Consider the following 17,123-nt stretch of genomic DNA (forward strand, 5'->3'; position numbering starts at 1 on the left):
GTTTCGTCAGACCGCCTGCGCGAAGCTCCGATCGCCCGAGGCGATGTCGGCGGCCAGATGACCGAGCTCCTCGGGGATGGCGCGTCCCTTCGAGACCATCGACTGCGCCCACAGCCGGCCCGCGCGGTAGGACGAACGCACGAGGGGACCGGCGAGCACGCCGAGGAACCCGATGCGCTCGGCTTCGTCTTTGAACTCGACGAACTCGTCCGGCTTCACCCAGCGTGCCACCGGCAGGTGCCGGGGCGAGGGGCGCAGGTACTGGGTGATCGTGATGATGTCGGTGCCCGCATCGTGCAGGTCGTGGAGAGCCTGGACGACCTCTTCGGGCTCTTCGCCCATGCCGAGGATGAGGTTCGACTTCGTGATCAGCCCGGCATCCCGAGCCTGTGTCAGCACATCGAGCGACCGCTCATAGCGAAACGCGGGACGGATGCGCTTGAAGATGCGCGGCACCGTCTCGACGTTGTGCGCGAACACCTCGGGACGTGCGTCGAAGATCTGCCCGAGCAGCGCGGGGTCTGCGTTGTGCTCATTGGCGAGCAGCTCGACCCCCGTGCCCGGATTCTGCGCGTGGATCCGTCGCACCGTTTCAGCGTTGAGCCATGCCCCGGTGTCGGGCAGGTCGTCGCGGGCGACACTGGTGACCGTCGCGTAGCGCAACTGCATGCGCTGGACGCTCTCGGCGACGCGACGCGGCTCGTCGGTGTCGTACGCGTCGGGCTTCCCGGTGTCGATCTGGCAGAAGTCGCACCGCCGGGTGCACTGCGAACCGCCGATGAGGAACGTCGCCTCGCGGTCCTCCCAGCACTCGTAGATGTTCGGGCAGCCGGCTTCCTGGCAGACCGTGTGCAGACCCTCGTCCTTCACGAGCGCCTGCAGCGCCTGGTATTCCGGGCCCATCTTCGCCTTGGTCTTGATCCATTCGGGCTTGCGCTCGATGGGAGTCTCGGCGTTGCGGATCTCGAGCCGCAGCAGCTTTCGCCCGTTGGGAGCTGTGTGGGGGAGGGATGCCGGTGCGCCGCACGCGCTCATGCTGCGACCTCCGTCGCGTACGACGCCGCGAAGGCGGACGCCACGGTGCCCTGCACATCGGCGGGGGAGACGTCGGCGCCGACGACTTCGCTGATCGTGGTCACACCGGCATCCGCTATCCCGCAGGGGATGATGCTGCCGTACGCGGCGAGCGAGTTGTCGCAGTTGAGGGCGAAGCCGTGCATGGTCACTCCACGCTGGACGCGGACGCCGATCGCGGCGATCTTGTCCTCGGAGAGCGGGCGGCGCACCCACACGCCGCTGCGACCGTCTACGCGATAGCCGTCGACGTCGTACGCCTGCAGGACGTCGATGAGGATGTCCTCGAGGCGGCGCACGTGCGCGACCACGTCCACCGGTTCGGGCAGACGGACGATGGGATAGCCGACAAGCTGCCCCGGGCCGTGCCACGTGATCTTGCCGCCGCGGTCGACGTCGACCACCGGGGTGCCGTCGGTGGGACGCTCGTGCCGCGCGGTGCGGGCACCCGCCGTGTACACCGGCTCGTGCTCGAGGAGCAGCAGGGTGTCGGGACTGTCGCCGGCCACCACCTCGGCGTGGATCCGGCGCTGCAGCGCCCAGCCGTCGAGATACGGCACGTAGTCGGGCGCGAGGCCGACGGTCTGGACATCGAGCATGCTGCTCCTTCGCTTGTGGCGGTGGCATCGTTGGGCGCTTTCTGCACCGCGTCCAACAATACGCCCTGCCGGAGCCGGCGTCGTAGGCTGAGCGCATGTCCACCGCCGTGCCACGCTCAGCCGCAGCCGGTGCCGCCCGCGCGGGGCGGCCGCGCGCGACGTCGCGCGACACCCTCGCCGAGGCCGCCTGCGAGCTCTTCCTCGAGCAGGGTTTCGATGCGACGTCCATCGCTGACATCGCCACGCGCGCGGGGGTGAGCCGCTCGAGCTTCTTCAACTATTTCGCGTCCAAGTCCGACATCCTCTGGGCCGCCCTGGACGAGCGCATCGATGCGTTCACGACGCGACTGGAGGCCGATGACGCCGAGGCGGATGCCGCTGCCGCCGTTCGGGCGGCGCTCGTCGAGCTGGGTGAGGGCTTCGCGCCCGACAGCCTCGCCCTCGCGCTGGCGAACGCCGGGGCCATGGGCCTCGAGGAAGAGCTGGAACGGGAGCGGGCGCTCCGGCGCTCGCGGATCGCGGCAGTGATCGCCGCACGCCTGCGCGCGGCCGGAGCGGACCCGGTGCGCGCCGATGTCGCGGCGGCCGCCCACGCCGGTGCTGTGCTCAGCGCGATCGAGGCGTGGGCGCATGCCGGGGCCGGGCGGGTGCCGCTCGCGCAGACTCTGCGGAACGGGCTGGATGCCGCGTCTCCGACGCTCCCGGGTCGGGTGCAGCAATTGCGGGTCGTCGCCCGTGCCGAGCGGTTCGACGACGCTCTCGCGTTCTACCGGGACGTGCTGGGCCTGGTCGAGCAGGAGTCGTATCAGGGCGACGGGGGTGCACAGGTGGTGATCCTCGCGGCCGGCCGTGCGACGCTCGAACTGTCGAACGCTGCACAGATCGAGCTGATCGACCGCGTCGAGACCGACGGCGACGCGCCCAGCGATGACGTGCGCATCGCATTCGAGGTGGCCGACACCGTTGCGATGACGGACCGCTCGGCGAACGGTGGCGCGGCGGTGGAGGCCACCGCACGCGACACTCCCTGGCGGTCGGTCAACTCGCGGCTGCGGGCGCCCGGGGGACTCCAGCTCACCCTGTTCCAGGAACTCGGACCCGAGTAGGCGCGGACGTTTCGCGGCGTGCCGGACACCTACCGCTCGCGTAGAATCGGGGCATCATGGCGACTTTCGGCACTCTCTCCGACCGGCTCACAGAGACCTTCCGCAACCTCCGCAAGAAGGGACAGCTGACCCCGGCGGACGTCGACGGCACCGTCCGCGAGATCCGGCGCGCGCTGCTCGACGCCGACGTCGCACTCGTGGTCGTGAAGGACTTCGCCGCCAAGGTGCGTGAACGCGCCCTCGGCGACGAGGTCAACCGCGCGCTGAACCCTGCGCAGCAGGTCGTGCAGATCGTCAACGAAGAGCTCGTCGCGATCCTGGGCGGAGAGCAGCGCAGGCTGCAGTTCGCGAAGAATCCGCCGACGGTCATCATGCTGGCCGGGCTCCAGGGCTCGGGAAAGACGACGTTCGCCGGAAAGCTGGCCAAGCAGCTCGAGAAGGACGGCCACACGCCGCTGCTGGTCGCCGCCGACCTGCAGCGTCCGAATGCCGTGAACCAGCTCCAGGTGGTCGCTCAGCAGGCCGGCGCCACGATCTACGCCCCGGAGCCCGGCAACGGCGTCGGCGACCCCGTGAAGGTCGCGCGCGACGGCGTCGAGACGGCGCGTCGTCAGCAGCATGACGTGGTCATCATCGACACGGCGGGCCGGCTCGGCGTCGACGCCGAGCTCATGAAGCAGGCGGCCGACATCCGAAAGGCCACCGACCCTGACGAGGTCCTGTTCGTCATCGACGCGATGATCGGTCAGGATGCCGTCAACACCGCCAAGGCCTTCCAGGAGGGTGTCGATTTCACCGGCGTGGTGCTGTCGAAGCTCGACGGCGACGCCCGCGGTGGGGCGGCGCTCTCAGTGGCGTCGGTCACCGGGCGTCCGATCATCTACGCGTCGACGGGAGAGGGGCTCGACGACCTCGAGCCGTTCCACCCCGACCGCATGGCCAGTCGCATCCTCGACCTCGGTGACATCCTCACCCTCATCGAGCAGGCCCAGCAGGCGTTCGACGAAGACGAGGCGCTGAAGGTCGCTGAGAAGCTCGCGACCGAGCAGTTCACCCTCGAGGACTTCCTCGAGCAGATGCAGCAGATGCGCAAGATGGGCTCGATGAAGAAGATGCTCGGGATGCTTCCCGGCATGGGCTCGATGAAGCAGCAGCTCGAAGACTTCGACGAGCGCGAGATCGACCGCACCGAGGCCATCATCCGCTCGATGACCGTGGGGGAGCGCCGCAATCCGAAGGTCCTCAACGGCTCGCGGCGCCTGCGCATCGCCCGCGGCTCGGGCATGACCGTCACCGACGTCAACCAGCTCGTGCAGCGCTTCGAGCAGGCCGCGAAGATGATGAAGACGGTCGCACGCGGCGGGGTGCCCAACGTCCCCGGCATGGGCCCGATCGGCGGCAAGCCCGGTGCGTCGAGCAAGCGCGGCAAGCAGGCCAAGAAGAAGAGCGGATCGCGTTCGGGCAACCCGGCCAAGCGTGCGGCAGAGGACGCCGGTATCGCAGCCAGCGCGCCGACCGGCTCGGGCTTCGGTCTGGGCGGGGCGCCTCAGCCCACCGAGGCGGACCTCGCCGAACTGCAGAAGATGCTCGGCAAGGGCTGACGCCGCGCGGCTCTGTTCGCATCTGCTCGCCGACGTGATCGCGCCAGCCGAGTGCGGCCGGGCCGTTGCCGGGCGAAGGCAGATCGCCCGACGAAGGCTGAATGCCGGAGGAAACAGCCTTCCTCGGACGATTCGCCTTCCGCCAGCGACAGGCCGCGGCTCCGCGGTGAGCCCTGCGTCACCGCATGAGGTGCAGGCCCTGGGCCACCGCGGTGAGCACAGTGGACTGCACGTGCTCCCAGTCGTACAAGACCTGCTGGTAGTCGAACCGCAGCACCGTGTAGCCGCGGAGGATCAGCAGTGCGTCATGCCGCAGATCACGGCGCCGATCGGCAGCGCCGTGATGCGCGAACCCGTCGATCTGCACCACGAGGCGGTCGCCCACCAGGCCGTCTACCCGGTGGCCTGCAAGCTGCACCTGCTGCCGCACCGCGATGCCGACCGACCGCATTCCGTCTACGAATGCCGTCTCGATGCCCGAATCAGACAGGACGGATGCCACGCTCGCCAGTTCGGCGGCCTGTGTCGACCGCCATCGGGTGCGCACCAGCTCATCGGCGTTCACCGCTCTTTTGCGCAGGGCCGATTCCCACACCGCGAGAGCGTCGACGCGAGGCAGGCACCGGGCGATGTGGAAGAGCACGTTGACGACGGGATCGGCGACGGCCGTGGCGGCGACGGCAATCGGGCCGGTCGCCCAATGCAGGTGCACGCCGGTGGCGTGGATATGCGCGCGCGAGTGCGGCACGGCGACGTGCGCGGGTGGGGCGAGGCGGTCGTGTGACGGCACCCACAGGCCCAGGCGCTTCGCCGCGGTGACGCACGTCACCCGCCCGCTCACCGCGGCGGCCAGTTGGAGGTCGGGATCGGCGCCCGGCGCCGCCAACCACGAGCGGCGGATTCGGCGGAGAGCGTCGGCTGCGACGGCCTGCGCCACATCGTGCCGGGAGTATCCCGTGGCGTGGGCCTCGCGGCTGTGCGCCACCCCGCCACGTAGCGTGACCCATCTGACCAGTTCCGCAGTTCGTCTGGCGCGCGCGTCGTGGTCCATCGTTCCAGCATCCTCACGATGACGGGCGCCGTGCGGGGCCGGGGCCGCATCAGTGGACAAGTGTCGGCGGGCCGCCGTTGGGGAGGAGGCGTCCGGTGCTGTAGCCCGCCCGTCGCCCGGTGCTCCTGTTGCCAGGGGAAGGCAGATCGCCGGATGAAGGCTGGATGCCGGGGGAGACAGCCTTCCCCGGGTGATGTGCCTTCCGTCGGCGATGCAGGTGGTGGGATGCGCGGGGGCGTCAGTGTTGCCAGGGGAAGGCAGATCGCCGGATGAAGGCTGGATGCCGGGGGAGACAGCCTTCCCCGGGTGATGTGCCTTCCGTCGGCCGTGCGCGATATCGGGCGCCGCGAAGCGCGATCAGGCGCCGAGGGCCGCGAGATGGTCGCGCAGGGTCGGCCCGGCGCGGAACTCGCGGATCAGGTGCTGCACGACCTCACGCAGGTCGCCGTCGGCGGCCTCGGCGACCGCGAGCTGCCGCTGATAGCTGGCGCCGCCGTCGAGGATCGCGCCGAGCCCGGCGAACTCGCGGGCGCAGTGCAGGTCTTCTGCGACGGGTGCGAGCTGCTCGATCACTTCGCGGAGATGCTCGGAGACCAGCCGCTGCGTGCCGTCCGTGTCCACGATCACCCGCGCGTCGAGACCGTAGCGCGCGGTGCGCCATTTGTTCTCGCGTACGAACCACGGCTGCAGATGCGGCGGCGTGCGGCCCTCGTCGATCTCGCGTGAGAAGTGCTCGACGAGCACCTGCACCAGCGACGCGACCGCGGCGAGCTCGGGGAGCGTCGACATCCCGTCGCACGCGCGCACCTCGATGGTTCCCCACCGGGGAGCCGGTCGGATGTCCCAGCGCACTTCGGTTGCATCGGCCATGACTCCGGTGGTGACCATGTCGTCGAGGTAACCCTCGAACTCGGCCCAGTCCTGCAACGGCCAGGGAAGCCCGGCGGTCGGCAGCTGCTGGAACACCAGCGCGCGATTGGACGCGTAGCCGGTGCGTTCACCCGCCCAGAAGGGGCTGGAGGCCGACAGCGCCTGCAGGTGCGGCAGGTAGCCCGCCAGGGCGCCGATGATCGGGAAGACCTTGTTGACGTCCTCGACGCCGACGTGGACGTGGATGCCCCAGATCATCATGTTGCGTCCCCACCACTGGGTGCGCTCGATGAGCGTGTGATAGCGGGTCTTGTCGGTCACCTGCTGGTCGAACCACTGTGCGAACGGATGACTGCCGGCGCTGAGCAGCTCCACGCCCATGGGGTCGGTGACCGTACGGACTTCCGCAATGGCGTCCGCGATGTCGTCGACGGCGGCGGCCACCGTGTCGCCGACGCCGCTGGTGACCTCGACGGTGTTCGTCAGCAGCTCGCCCGTGATCGTGTGCCGTTCCAGCGCGGCGCGGTCAGCCAAGTCGGAGATGATCTCGGGCGCCTGGGGCACGAGATCGCCCGAGGCTCGGTCGGCGAGCATGACTTCCCACTCGAGTCCCACGGAGGACCGGGCAGAAGTGGCGAAGGGCACCGTCATGGGCACAGTCTGGCATGCGGCCCCCGCCGCTCGACATGTTCCGGGGGTCGGTTCGCGGCATCCGGTTCCATCTGGCAAAATGGATCCTTGGACCACGTGCTCGACCCTCTATCCGGCACGGTGGTCCACCGCAGAGCTTCCGCCGGGTGTGCACCCCACGCTCCAGGCGACGTTCAAAACTCATCTACCACTTTGGAGAATTGTGGCTGTCAAGATTCGTCTCAAGCGCTTCGGCAAGATCCGCGCGCCGTACTACCGCATCGTCGTGGCCGACTCGCGCACCAAGCGCGATGGTCGTGTCATCGAGGAGATCGGCAAGTACCACCCCACCGAGGAGCCCTCGTTCATCGAGGTCGACTCCGAGCGTGCGCAGTACTGGCTGTCGGTCGGCGCCCAGCCGACTGAGCAGGTTGCCGCACTGCTGAAGCTCACCGGTGACTGGGGCAAGTTCAAGGGTGACGCGAACGCTGTGTCGACCGTGAAGGTCGCCGAGCCCAAGCCCGAGTTCAACGTCGACGCTTCCAAGAAGTCGGTGCTCAAGCCCAAGGTCGAGAAGAAGGCCGAGGAGCCCGCCGAGGCTCCGGCAGCCGACGAGGCGCCCGCCGAGACCGAGGCCGAGTAATCCAGTGCTGTCGGCCGCGCTCGAGCACATCGTCAAGGGGATCGTCGATCACCCGGACGATGTCGTCATCCGTTCCTCCACGTCGCCCCGCGGCGAGGTCCTCGAAGTGCGCGTGCACGCCGACGACCGTGGACGTGTGATCGGGCGCGGCGGACGCACGGCCAAGGCCCTGCGGACGCTGATCTCCGCCCTCGCCGACGGCGCCCGCGTGCGCGTCGACGTCGCGGACGACTGACGTGGCCGCCAAGCCCGCCCGCACCCAGCTTCGCGTCGGGCGCTTGGTGAAGGCCCACGGCCTCAAGGGCGCACTGAAGGTCGAGCTGTACACGGACGACCCCGACGGGCGTTTCGTCCCGGGAGCCGTCTTCACCCTGCAAGTGCCCGAGTCGTCGCCGTGGCACGGCCAGACGGTCACCGTCCGCGAGTTCAAATGGCTGAACTCCAACCCGGTCGTCTTCCTCGAGGGGATCGACGACCGCTCCGCCGCCGAGACGATCGTGCGGGCCATCCTCTGGGTCGACCAGGACGAGCAGTCCGCACCCGTCGAGGACGACGCGTGGTACGACCATCAGCTCGTCGGCCTGGACATCGTCCGCGACGATGTCATCGTGGGACGTCTCATCCGCGTCGACCACCTTCCCGCGCAGGATCTGCTCATCGTGCGCCCGGTGGATGCCGGTGATCGCGAGATCCTGGTGCCGTTCGTGAAGGCCATCGTTCCCGAGGTGGACATCGCGGCCGGCCGGATCATCGTGACGCCGCCCGCCGGGCTGTTCGAAGAGCTCGAGCCCGAGCCGGAGGAGCGCTCCGACTCTCAGGCCGACGTCGACGACGGATCGGACGCGCGCGACGCCGACGCGCCCGGCACCGACGGTTCGGACGCCGGCGAGCCCAGCGCCTCGGCGTAACGCTGCACCGCGACCCGGGCGATCCGCGGGTCGTCGCCGAGCGGTGCGCTCGTGACCGCGCCACCTGTGCCGGCGACGAGGTCCGCGAAGTGACCCGGCGCCAGGAGATACGTCGCGACCGCGACCGGTCCGCCGTGCGCGGCCGCCGAGGCCACCGCTTCGGAGACGGTGGGGGCCATCGCGGCCACGAAACCGACGGTGACCGGTCCTTCCCACCGCTCCTCGACCAGAGCACGGATCGCGTCGACATCGTCGCGCGCCCGCGCATCGCTCGAACCCGCCGCGGCGATCACGAGCGGCCAGGTGGGATCAGCGCCGGCGGCCAGCGCGCGATCGGCGAGGACATCTGCCAGCAGCGGGTGCGGTCCGAGGGCGCGGGCCACGCTCACGTTCGTTCCGGCGAGCGCGGCGCGCCGGATGTCGACCTCGGTGTGGAACCCGGTCGACAGCAGCAGCGGCACGATGACCGCGCCCTGTGCCCGCGGCGCGGATGCCACGTCGTCCAGTTCGGGGCCGTGCACATCCACGTATGCCTCGGCGACGGGCACGTCCGGCACGAGCGCGGCGATCCGCGCCCGGAGAGCGTCGATGCTCGCGCGGCCCTGCTCGGAGCGGGTGCCGTGCGCGCAGGCGATCAGGGTTGCGGTCATTGCGCTGCTCCCACGTCGTCGGTGTCGAGCACGTCGAGGCGGTACCCCCGCTTGTAGACGGTCTTGACGAGATCACGAACCCCGAGCGCCTCCCTCAGGCGCGCGACGGCCACCTCGACGGCGTGCGCGTTCGCGTCGCTGCGCGGGAGCAGGGGGAGCAGGTCGGTGCGGCTGACGACGGCACCGGGACGACGGGCGAGCCGGCGGAGGATGTCGGCCGCCGAACGCGACAGCGGGATGAACCGCCCGTCCAGCACCGCACCGCCCGACCGCGGGTGCAGGAGACCAGCCGAGGTCGGCAGCCGCGCCGGCGCACCCCCGATCGTGGTCACGACGCTGCGCACGAGCGAGCCCAGCCGCCCCCGGTCGGGGACGAGCGGTTCGATGCCTGCGCTGTTCAGCGGCGCCGCGGTGATCGGGCCGACGGCCGCGATGAGCAGTTCACCGGTGGCCGCCCGCTGGACGATGGCCGGGAGCGCCCCGCTGCGTTCAGCCGCCCCGAGCCACTCCTGAGCGCCCGGTGCCGAGGTGAACAGCACGGCATCCACTTCGCCCGATGCGGTCAGCCGGGTCGACTGCTCGACCAGGGCCGCGTCCGGCGGCGGCCCCCAGCGGTAGACGGTCAGGCTGGTGGCACGCGCGCCTGCCGCGATGAAGGCCTCGTCGAGGCCGTCCGCGCCGGAGCCGTGGTGCTGCACGGCGATGTGCTTGCCGGCGACCCCTTCTGCCAGGAGGAAGTCGCGGACCTCCGCGGCCGTCTCGGACTCGGCCACCCAGTCGGCGACCAGCCCCGCCTGCTGGATCGCGCCGCGCGCCTTGGGACCTCGGGCGACGAGTTGCGTACCGGAGAGGACCTCGATCAGCCGGGCGTGCAGGCCGGCCTCGTCTGCCGCCTCGACCCACGCGCGGAACCCGACACCGGTGGTGGCCACGAGGACGTCGGGCGGGTCGCGCAACAGCTCCCGGGTGCGGTCGATCAGCTCCACGTCGTCGACGTGCGGCACGATGGTGAGCGCCGGGGCGACGATCACCCGGGCGCCGTGCCGTTCGAGCGCCGACGACAGCTCACCCGAGCGGCGGTCCACCGGCAGCAGCACCGTGCAGCCCGCGAGCGCGATCGACAGGGGCGCGACGGTCATGCGCGTTCGAGGGCCAGGTCGCTCACCGGCAGCAGCAGGTCGGCTCGCGCGACCTCTCCGATCACGATGACGCTCGGGTTGCGCAGCGCATGTCGTGCGGCGTCGTCCGCCGCTTCTCCGAGCGTCGTCCGGATCGTGCGCTGAGCGGGCGAATGTCCGTTCTCGATGAACGCGACCGGACGGCGGGGGTCGGTGCCGGACTTCAGTGCTGCCGCAGTGAACCGGCCGATTGCACTGACCCCCATGATGACGATGACGGTGGTCGCCGCATCGTTCAGGGCCGACACGGTGGCGGCGGTGACCTCGTCCTGACCGTTGACGACGTGCACCGCACCCGCGACGCCACGATGGGTCACCGGGATGCCGGCCGCCTGGGGCACCGCGATCACGCTGCTGATGCCGGGCACCACCTCGATCGGCACTCCGGCCTTCAGGCACGCCGCGACCTCTTCACCGCCGCGGCCGTAGACGAACGGGTCGCCGCCCTTGAGCCGGACGACCCGCGCTCCGGCACGGGCGCGATCGACGAGCACGCGGCCGATCTGCTCCTGGGTCATGGTGTGGCGGCCGGGTGCTTTGCCCACGTCGATGACCTCGACGCCCGGCTCCAGCTCGGTGAGCACACCGGTGGGGCCGAGGCGGTCGTGGACGATCACGTCCGCCTCGGCGATCAGCCGGCGGCCGCGCACGGTGATCAGATCCTCGGGGCCGGGTCCACCGCCGACCAGGTGCACGGACCCGGCGCCCTCGCGCACGCGCCGCACCGGGAGCGTTCCCTCTCGCAGGCGGGCGGCGATCGCGTCGCGCAGGCGGCCGCTGCGACGCGGGTCGACTCCGGATGCCGAGACGACGCCGATCTGCACATCATCGCTGCGCGTCTCGGCCGTGAAACGCGCGCTGCCGTGTGCGCCGCTGCCGGCGTTGACGCACCAGATGCGCGCGGCGTCGCAGGCGGCGACCACGGCGGCGTCGGCGGTGCGGTCGCCGGTAGCGGTGTGCGCGAGCCACGCTCCCTCGAGGTGAGCGGGACGGAACCTGTCGCGGACCCACTCCACGTGGTGGTGGGCGGCGAGCTCGGCCGTCCCCTCGGCGAGGTCAGGGGCAACGAGGCGCACCTGTGCACCGCCCTCGAGTAGCCGCCGCAGCCGTCGCCCGGCGACGTCGCCGCCGCCGACGAGCACGGCCAGCCGGCCGCTCAGTTCCAGGCCCATGATCGTCGTCATGGGCCCGACCGTACGCGCGCGGCTTTGCGGTCGGGTATGCCCCGTGTTTCGGGCATGTGACATCCCTCCCGACCCTCACATCCGGCGCAATCGGGCTCTGCGCGGAATGTGACGTGGCCGAAACATCGGGGGACATCCGCCGGAACCTCACGGCGGCAGGATCGGGCCATGAGCACTCCGACCGCGCCCGCGACCTCGCGTGCCGTGTGCTCGTACTGCGGGGTCGGATGCGGGCTCACCGTCACCCGCGAGCGCGACGACGCGGGTGTGGAGCGCGTGGGGGCGGTGTCCGGCGACAAGGCGCATCCGACCAACCGCGGCCGGCTGTGCACCAAGGGCGCGACCCACCTGGAGCTCATGACGGCGCCCGGCCGGATGACCAGCGCGCTCGTGCGGACGGCGCGGGGCGCGGCCCCGGGATCCGTCCCACTCGACGAAGCCGTCCGCCTGGCGGGGGAGCGGCTGCGCGAGATCGTCGCCGCGCACGGGCCGGATGCCGTGGCGGTGTACGTCTCGGGACAGATGTCGATCGAGGCCCAGTATCTGGCGAACAAGCTGGTGAAGGGGTACCTGCGCGGCATCCACATCGAGTCGAACTCGCGTCTGTGCATGGCCTCGGCGGGCACCGGCTACAAGCAGTCGCTCGGTGCCGACGGCCCGCCCGGCTCGTACGAGGATCTCGACCGGGCCGACCTGTTCCTCGTGATCGGCTCGAACATCGCCGACTGCCATCCGATCCTGCACCTGCGCATGGCCGATCGGCTCAAGCAGGGCGCTCGGCTGATCGTCGTCGATCCGCGGCGGACGGCGTCGGCCGAACGCGCCGACCTGTTCCTGCAGATCAGGCCGGGCACAGACCTGGCGCTGCTGAACGGGTTGCTCCACCTGCTCGTCGCCGCGGGCGACATCGACGACGCGTTCATCGACGCGCACACGAGCGGCTGGGAGGAGATGCCGGCGTTCCTGCTCGATTTCACCGCTGACCGCGTCGCGGCCGTGACGGGTCTGGCCGAGGAGGACATCCGGACGGCAGCACGCTGGATCGGCGAGGCCGGCGACTGGATGACCCTGTGGACGATGGGCCTCAACCAGTCCACGCATGGCACGTGGAACACCAACGCCATCTGCAACCTGCACCTCGCGACCGGCGCGATCTGCCGGCCGGGCAGCGGGCCGTTCTCGCTCACCGGCCAGCCCAACGCGATGGGCGGCCGTGAGATGGGGTACATGGGGCCGGGGCTGCCGGGGCAGCGCACGGTGCTCTCGGCCGAGGACCGGGCGTACATGGAGCACGCCTGGAACCTCGAGCCCGGTGCGCTGCGCGCGCACTCCGGGCCCGGCACCATCGAGCTGTTCCGCGGCATGGCCGCCGGAGACATCAAGGCCGCGTGGATCATCTGCACGAACCCCGTCGCCTCGGTCGGCAACCGGTCCACCGTCATCGACGGACTCCAGAACACGGATCTGGTGATCGTGCAGGACGTCTACGCTGACACCGCCACGGCCGCCTACGCCGACATCCTGCTGCCGGCGGCGCTCTGGGTGGAATCGGACGCGGTGAGTGTCAACAGCGACCGCACGGTGAGCCTCAGCGCACGTGCGGCCGACGCACCCGGCGATGCGCGGCCGGACTGGGACCTCATCTGCGGTGTGGCCCGCGCGATGGGCTATGCGGAGGGGTTCGACTTCGGCGCGGCGGAGGAGGTGTTCGACGAGCTGCGGCAGTTCTGGAACCCGCAGACCGGATGGGACATGCGCGGCATCACCTATGACCGGCTGCGCACCGGTCCCGTGCAATGGCCGAGCCCCGCCGGCGACGCCGACACCCGGCATCCCATCCGGTACCGCAATGACGGGGTGAGCCAGAGCCTGCATGTCGCCGGCGACGGCACCGTGCCGGCACTGGCATTCCCGACACCCGATCGGCGCGCACGCTTCCTCGCCCGGCCGCACATGGACCCCGCCGAGATGCCCGACGACGAGTATCCGTTCACGCTCAACACCGGCCGGCTGCCGCACCAGTGGCACACCATGACCAAGACCGGGCGGGTCGCCAAGCTGATGAAGCTCACGCCCGAGCCGTTCGTCGAAGTGCACCCCGTGGATGCCGCGGCTCTGGGCATCGCCCCGGGGGACCGCGTCGAGGTCACCTCCCGCCGCGGGAGCGCCGTGCTCGCCGCCGTGATCACCGATCGGGTGCACGCGGGAGGCGCCTTCGCACCGTTCCACTGGAACGACCAGCACGGCGAGCTGCTGACCGTCAACGCCGTCACCCAGGACGCCGTCGACTCCGACAGCCTGCAGCCCGAGCTGAAGATCACTGCGGTCGCGCTGCGGCGGGTCGGGCCGGCTCCGATGCCCGCGTCGATGCCTCTGCCCGCGGCGACCGCTCCCGAACTGGATGACACCGAGCGTCTGTACCTGGCGGCGTTCCTGTCCGCCGTGCACGCCGAACCGACGGTCGAAGGGCTCATCCCCGTGGTGCCGCCGAATGCCCCGGTCAGCGCAGCGGCGCGCGCCTGGTTCGACGGACTGCTGGCCGGCACGTACTCGCGCATCCCGGCCGCGGGGTCGCAGACCTCCGCGACCGACCGCGAAGTGGTCGTGCTGTGGGCCTCGCAGACCGGCAACGCCGAAGAGCTCGCGACCACCGCTGCGTCGACATTGGGCGGCCGGGGGTTCGCGGTGCGCACGGCCAGCATGAGCGAGGTGCGCGCGACCGAACTGACCGCGATGCGCGACGTGCTCGTGATCACCTCGACCTTCGGCGACGGCGAGGCACCAGACAACGGTCGCGACTTCTGGCGTGAGCTGGCCGACGACGCAGCGCCGGCCCTGCCCGGACTCCGCTACGCCGTACTCGCCATGGGCGACTCCAGCTACGACCGGTTCTGCGGGCACGGCCGCAGCATCGACGAACGGCTCGCCGCGCTGGGCGCGACGCCGTTGCTGCCTCGCCTGGACTGCGAGTCGGACTTCGCCGACGCGGCGTCGGCGTGGCTCGATGCGGCGCTCGAGGTGCTCCTCGACGGGCCTGCTCCTGCCACGACGCCGGAGGCCCCGGCATCCACCCCCGCCGCGCGCCTGTTCACCCGCGCGAACCCGGTGCCGGGTCGACGCGCCCTCAACCGGCTGCTCAGCGGCGAAGGATCGGCCAAAGAAGTGCGACAGATCGGCTTCGACCTGTCGATGACGGGCGCCCGGTATCGCGCGGGCGACTCGCTCGGCGTGATCTGCGCCAACAGGGCACCGCTGGTGGACGAGTGGCTGGCGGCGGCGGGCGTGTCGGCGGGTGAGATCGTCGAGGTCGATGGCCGGGAACGGACGATGGCCGATGCACTCCGTGACCGGCTCGACGTGACCAAGATCACACCGGCACTGCTGGACTTCCTCGCCGAGCGCAGCCGTGACGGCGAGCTGGCGGCGCTGCTCCGGCGTGAGAACAGGATCCGGCGCGATCAGTTCCTGTGGGCGCAGCAGGCGGTCGATCTCGTGCACCGGTTCCCCGTGATCGCGACCGCGCAGGAGTGGGCCGATGTGCTGCCGAAGCTGCAGCCGCGCCAGTATTCCATCTCGTCCAGCCCCAAGACTGACCCCGCCGAGTTGCAGCTGACCGTGTCGACGGTGCGGTTCACGACCGAGCAGGGACGTCGGCGGGGCGGGGTCGGTTCGACATTCCTCGCCGACGGCACGGGCGACGTCTCGATGTTCCTGCAGTCCACCGCGCACTTCCGCCCGCCGGCCGACCCGGGCGCGGCCATGATCATGATCGGGCCGGGCACCGGCATCGCGCCGTTCCGCGCGTTCCTGCACGACCGGCGCGCCGACGGCCACACCGGCCGGAACTGGCTGTTCTTCGGAGAGCAGCACGCGGGCTCGGACTTCTACTACCGCGACGAGCTGCTCGCGATGCACGACGACCGGTTCCTCACGCGGCTGGATCTCGCCTTCTCGCGCGACCAGCGGCAGAAGGTGTACGTGCAGCACCGGATGCTGGAACACGGCGCCCGGCTCTGGTCATGGCTGCAGGACGGCGCGTCGCTGTACGTCTGCGGCGACGCAGCACGGATGGCCCGCGACGTCGACGACACCCTGCTCGACATCCTCGCCCGGCACGGCGGGATGTCGGCCGAGGAGGCTGCCGAGTACCGGAGGGTGCTCGTCGCCGAGCACCGGTACGTCCGCGACGTGTACTAGATCCGCCGGTGCGCGAGCGACGCGCGGGGGACGATGTAGACGGCCACGGTGAGGGCGATCAGTGCGAGGTACGCGGCGACGAAGCCGTAGAAGGCGACGGCGTAGCCGCCCGTGACCAGCTGCGAGGCGTTGAGCACCTGCGGGATCACGAACCCGCCGTACGCGCCGATGGCGGAGATGAGGCCGAGGGCGGCGGCGCCCTTGCGGGCGAACACGGCCGCCGCGGCGCTGCCCGGTTCGGCACCGGTCGCGATCGCCCGGGCGGCGAAGATGCTCGGGATCATCCGGTAGGTCGAGCCGTTGCCGATGCCGGTGGCGGCGAACAGCACCAGGAAGCACGCCAGGAACACGCCGAAGTTCTGCAGCGGCATCGTCCACACCAGGCTCACCGCCCCCAGTGCCATGGCCGACAGCGCGACGACGGTCACCCGGGCACCGCCGAGTCGGTCGGCGAGGCGTCCGCCGTAGGGCCGGGCAAGCGACCCGATGAGGGCGCCGAGGAAGGCCAGCGAGACCGCGGCGTGCCCGATCTGGATCGTCGACAGCTGGGGGAACTGGTCGGCGATGAGCTTGGGGAACACGCTCGCGAACCCGATGAACGATCCGAACGTACCGATGTACAGCAGTGACATGAGCCACAGGTGGGGCTCGCGCAGGGCCGCCGCCGTGCCCGCGAAGTCGGCCTTCGCGTGGGAGAGGTTGTCCATGCACCGCCAGGCACCCAGCATCGCGACGATGATCAGCGGGATCCACATCCAGCCGGCGAGGGCGATGTTCAGCGTGGTTCCGGCGCCGAGGGTGACCACGATGGGGACGGCGAATTGCGCCACCGAGGTGCCGAGGTTGCCGCCGGCCGCGTTCAGTCCGAGCGCCCAGCCCTTCTCGCGCTGCGGGAAGAAGTACGTGATGTTCGACATCGAGCTGGCGAAGTTGCCTCCGCCGACACCGCCCAGCGCGGCGACGACCAGCAGCGCCCAGAACGGGGTACCGGGATCGGAGACCACGAAGCCCAGCAGCGTCGCCGGGATCAGCAGCAGGCCGGCTGAGATGATCGTCCAGTTGCGCCCGCCGACGACGGCCACCATGAACGTGTACGGGAAGCGGAGGGTCGCGCCCACCAGGCTCGGCACCGAGATGAGCCAGAACAGCTCCGAGCTGGTGAGCGTGAATCCGGCCGCCGGCAGCATCACCACGACGATGCTCCACAGCTGCCAGACGATGAATCCGAGGAACTCCGCGAAGATCGACCATCCCAGGTTCCGCCGGGCGATTGCGCGGCCCTCGGCTTCCCACAGCTGCGGGTCCTCAGCGTTCCAGCCGTCGATCCACCGGCCCGGCCTGCGGGAGAGGACACGGGGTGCGCCGGTGATCGGCGCGGACGTGACGGTGGTGGTCATGGCAGCCTCCTGAGATGCGTCTGGTCCCACGCTAG

At 70.6% G+C, this 17,123-nt stretch carries 14 protein-coding genes; 6 read left to right on the forward strand and 8 right to left on the reverse strand.

Features of this window, described 5'->3' with window-relative positions:
- Nucleotides 1–6: 6 nt before the first annotated feature.
- Nucleotides 7–1,035 (reverse strand): lipoyl synthase, encoded by a 1,029-nt coding sequence (lipA, locus tag BKA10_RS03700; RefSeq protein WP_183498646.1) that lies wholly within the window; start codon nucleotides 1,033–1,035, stop codon nucleotides 7–9.
- Complete coding sequence (lipB, locus tag BKA10_RS03705; RefSeq protein ID WP_183498647.1) at nucleotides 1,032–1,673, reverse strand: lipoyl(octanoyl) transferase LipB; 642 nt, start codon at nucleotides 1,671–1,673, stop codon at nucleotides 1,032–1,034. Before lipB ends, lipA begins: the two co-directional genes overlap by 4 nt.
- A 95-nt stretch (nucleotides 1,674–1,768) precedes the next feature.
- On the opposite strand from lipB, the gene BKA10_RS03710 reads away from it, so the two are divergent.
- Nucleotides 1,769–2,779, forward strand: coding sequence for a TetR family transcriptional regulator (locus tag BKA10_RS03710; RefSeq protein WP_183498648.1), 1,011 nt, complete (start codon nucleotides 1,769–1,771; stop codon nucleotides 2,777–2,779).
- Nucleotides 2,780–2,835: 56 nt separating this feature from the next.
- Nucleotides 2,836–4,380: a signal recognition particle protein gene (gene ffh / locus BKA10_RS03715; RefSeq protein ID WP_183498649.1), complete on the forward strand. Its 1,545-nt coding sequence runs from the start codon at nucleotides 2,836–2,838 to the stop codon at nucleotides 4,378–4,380.
- A 178-nt stretch (nucleotides 4,381–4,558) separates the two neighbouring features.
- Here the strand turns inward: ffh and BKA10_RS03720 are convergent, their stop codons facing one another.
- Nucleotides 4,559–5,365 (reverse strand): endonuclease domain-containing protein, encoded by an 807-nt coding sequence (locus BKA10_RS03720; protein WP_248198983.1) that lies wholly within the window; start codon nucleotides 5,363–5,365, stop codon nucleotides 4,559–4,561.
- Between the two features lie 423 nt (nucleotides 5,366–5,788).
- A complete protein-coding gene (locus tag BKA10_RS03725) occupies nucleotides 5,789–6,952 on the reverse strand; it encodes a glutamate--cysteine ligase (RefSeq protein WP_183498651.1) in 1,164 nt (387 codons plus the stop codon).
- A 202-nt stretch (nucleotides 6,953–7,154) separates the two neighbouring features.
- On the opposite strand from BKA10_RS03725, the gene rpsP reads away from it, so the two are divergent.
- The 3 genes from rpsP to rimM are packed head-to-tail and all read left to right on the forward strand — an operon-like array spanning nucleotide 7,155 to nucleotide 8,482.
- On the forward strand, nucleotides 7,155–7,574 hold the full coding sequence (rpsP, locus tag BKA10_RS03730; RefSeq protein WP_183498652.1) for a 30S ribosomal protein S16: 420 nt from the start codon (nucleotides 7,155–7,157) through the stop codon (nucleotides 7,572–7,574).
- Nucleotides 7,575–7,578: 4 nt separating this feature from the next.
- The gene (locus tag BKA10_RS03735; protein WP_183498653.1) at nucleotides 7,579–7,809 is read left to right on the forward strand and encodes an RNA-binding protein; all 231 of its coding nucleotides are present in this window, start codon (nucleotides 7,579–7,581) and stop codon (nucleotides 7,807–7,809) included.
- Nucleotide 7,810: 1 nt separating this feature from the next.
- Nucleotides 7,811–8,482, forward strand: coding sequence for a ribosome maturation factor RimM (gene rimM / locus BKA10_RS03740; RefSeq protein ID WP_183498654.1), 672 nt, complete (start codon nucleotides 7,811–7,813; stop codon nucleotides 8,480–8,482).
- Here the strand turns inward: rimM and BKA10_RS03745 are convergent.
- The 3 genes from BKA10_RS03745 to cobA are packed head-to-tail and all read right to left on the reverse strand — an operon-like array spanning nucleotide 8,389 to nucleotide 11,494.
- Entirely contained in the window at nucleotides 8,389–9,132 is a 744-nt protein-coding gene (locus BKA10_RS03745) for a sirohydrochlorin chelatase (protein ID WP_183498655.1), read from the reverse strand. The two genes, rimM and BKA10_RS03745, sit on opposite strands and share 94 nt — an antisense overlap.
- On the reverse strand, nucleotides 9,129–10,271 hold the full coding sequence (locus tag BKA10_RS03750) for a uroporphyrinogen-III synthase (protein ID WP_183498656.1): 1,143 nt from the start codon (nucleotides 10,269–10,271) through the stop codon (nucleotides 9,129–9,131). The genes BKA10_RS03745 and BKA10_RS03750 overlap by 4 nt, the downstream gene beginning before the upstream one ends.
- The gene (gene cobA, locus BKA10_RS03755) at nucleotides 10,268–11,494 is read right to left on the reverse strand and encodes a uroporphyrinogen-III C-methyltransferase (RefSeq protein WP_183498657.1); all 1,227 of its coding nucleotides are present in this window, start codon (nucleotides 11,492–11,494) and stop codon (nucleotides 10,268–10,270) included. The genes BKA10_RS03750 and cobA overlap by 4 nt, the downstream gene beginning before the upstream one ends.
- A 168-nt stretch (nucleotides 11,495–11,662) precedes the next feature.
- Here cobA and BKA10_RS03760 point away from each other — a divergent pair, with 168 nt between their 5' ends.
- Nucleotides 11,663–15,691 carry a bifunctional nitrate reductase/sulfite reductase flavoprotein subunit alpha gene (locus BKA10_RS03760; protein ID WP_183498658.1) on the forward strand — a complete coding sequence of 1,343 codons (4,029 nt, stop codon included), beginning with the start codon at nucleotides 11,663–11,665 and terminating at the stop codon, nucleotides 15,689–15,691.
- Here the strand turns inward: BKA10_RS03760 and BKA10_RS03765 are convergent.
- Nucleotides 15,688–17,088, reverse strand: coding sequence for an MFS transporter (locus tag BKA10_RS03765; RefSeq protein WP_183498659.1), 1,401 nt, complete (start codon nucleotides 17,086–17,088; stop codon nucleotides 15,688–15,690). The two genes, BKA10_RS03760 and BKA10_RS03765, sit on opposite strands and share 4 nt — an antisense overlap.
- Nucleotides 17,089–17,123: the final 35 nt, after the last annotated feature.

The organism is Microbacterium invictum, assembly GCF_014197265.1.
GTDB classification, from domain to species: Bacteria; Actinomycetota; Actinomycetes; order Actinomycetales; family Microbacteriaceae; genus Microbacterium; species Microbacterium invictum.

Bases quoted from the DNA above. Each gene is read 5' to 3' on its own strand.
- cobA (WP_183498657.1), bottom strand. From the start codon at position 11,494: ATGACGACGATCATGGGCCTGGAACTGAGCGGCCGGCTGGCCGTGCTC.
- BKA10_RS03745 (WP_183498655.1), bottom strand. From the start codon at position 9,132: ATGACCGCAACCCTGATCGCCTGCGCGCACGGCACCCGCTCCGAGCAG.
- BKA10_RS03760 (WP_183498658.1), top strand. From the start codon at position 11,663: ATGAGCACTCCGACCGCGCCCGCGACCTCGCGTGCCGTGTGCTCGTAC.
- lipA (WP_183498646.1), bottom strand. From the start codon at position 1,035: ATGAGCGCGTGCGGCGCACCGGCATCCCTCCCCCACACAGCTCCCAAC.
- BKA10_RS03725 (WP_183498651.1), bottom strand. From the start codon at position 6,952: ATGACGGTGCCCTTCGCCACTTCTGCCCGGTCCTCCGTGGGACTCGAG.
- lipB (WP_183498647.1), bottom strand. From the start codon at position 1,673: ATGCTCGATGTCCAGACCGTCGGCCTCGCGCCCGACTACGTGCCGTAT.
- BKA10_RS03765 (WP_183498659.1), bottom strand. From the start codon at position 17,088: ATGACCACCACCGTCACGTCCGCGCCGATCACCGGCGCACCCCGTGTC.
- ffh (WP_183498649.1), top strand. From the start codon at position 2,836: ATGGCGACTTTCGGCACTCTCTCCGACCGGCTCACAGAGACCTTCCGC.
- BKA10_RS03710 (WP_183498648.1), top strand. From the start codon at position 1,769: ATGTCCACCGCCGTGCCACGCTCAGCCGCAGCCGGTGCCGCCCGCGCG.
- BKA10_RS03750 (WP_183498656.1), bottom strand. From the start codon at position 10,271: ATGACCGTCGCGCCCCTGTCGATCGCGCTCGCGGGCTGCACGGTGCTG.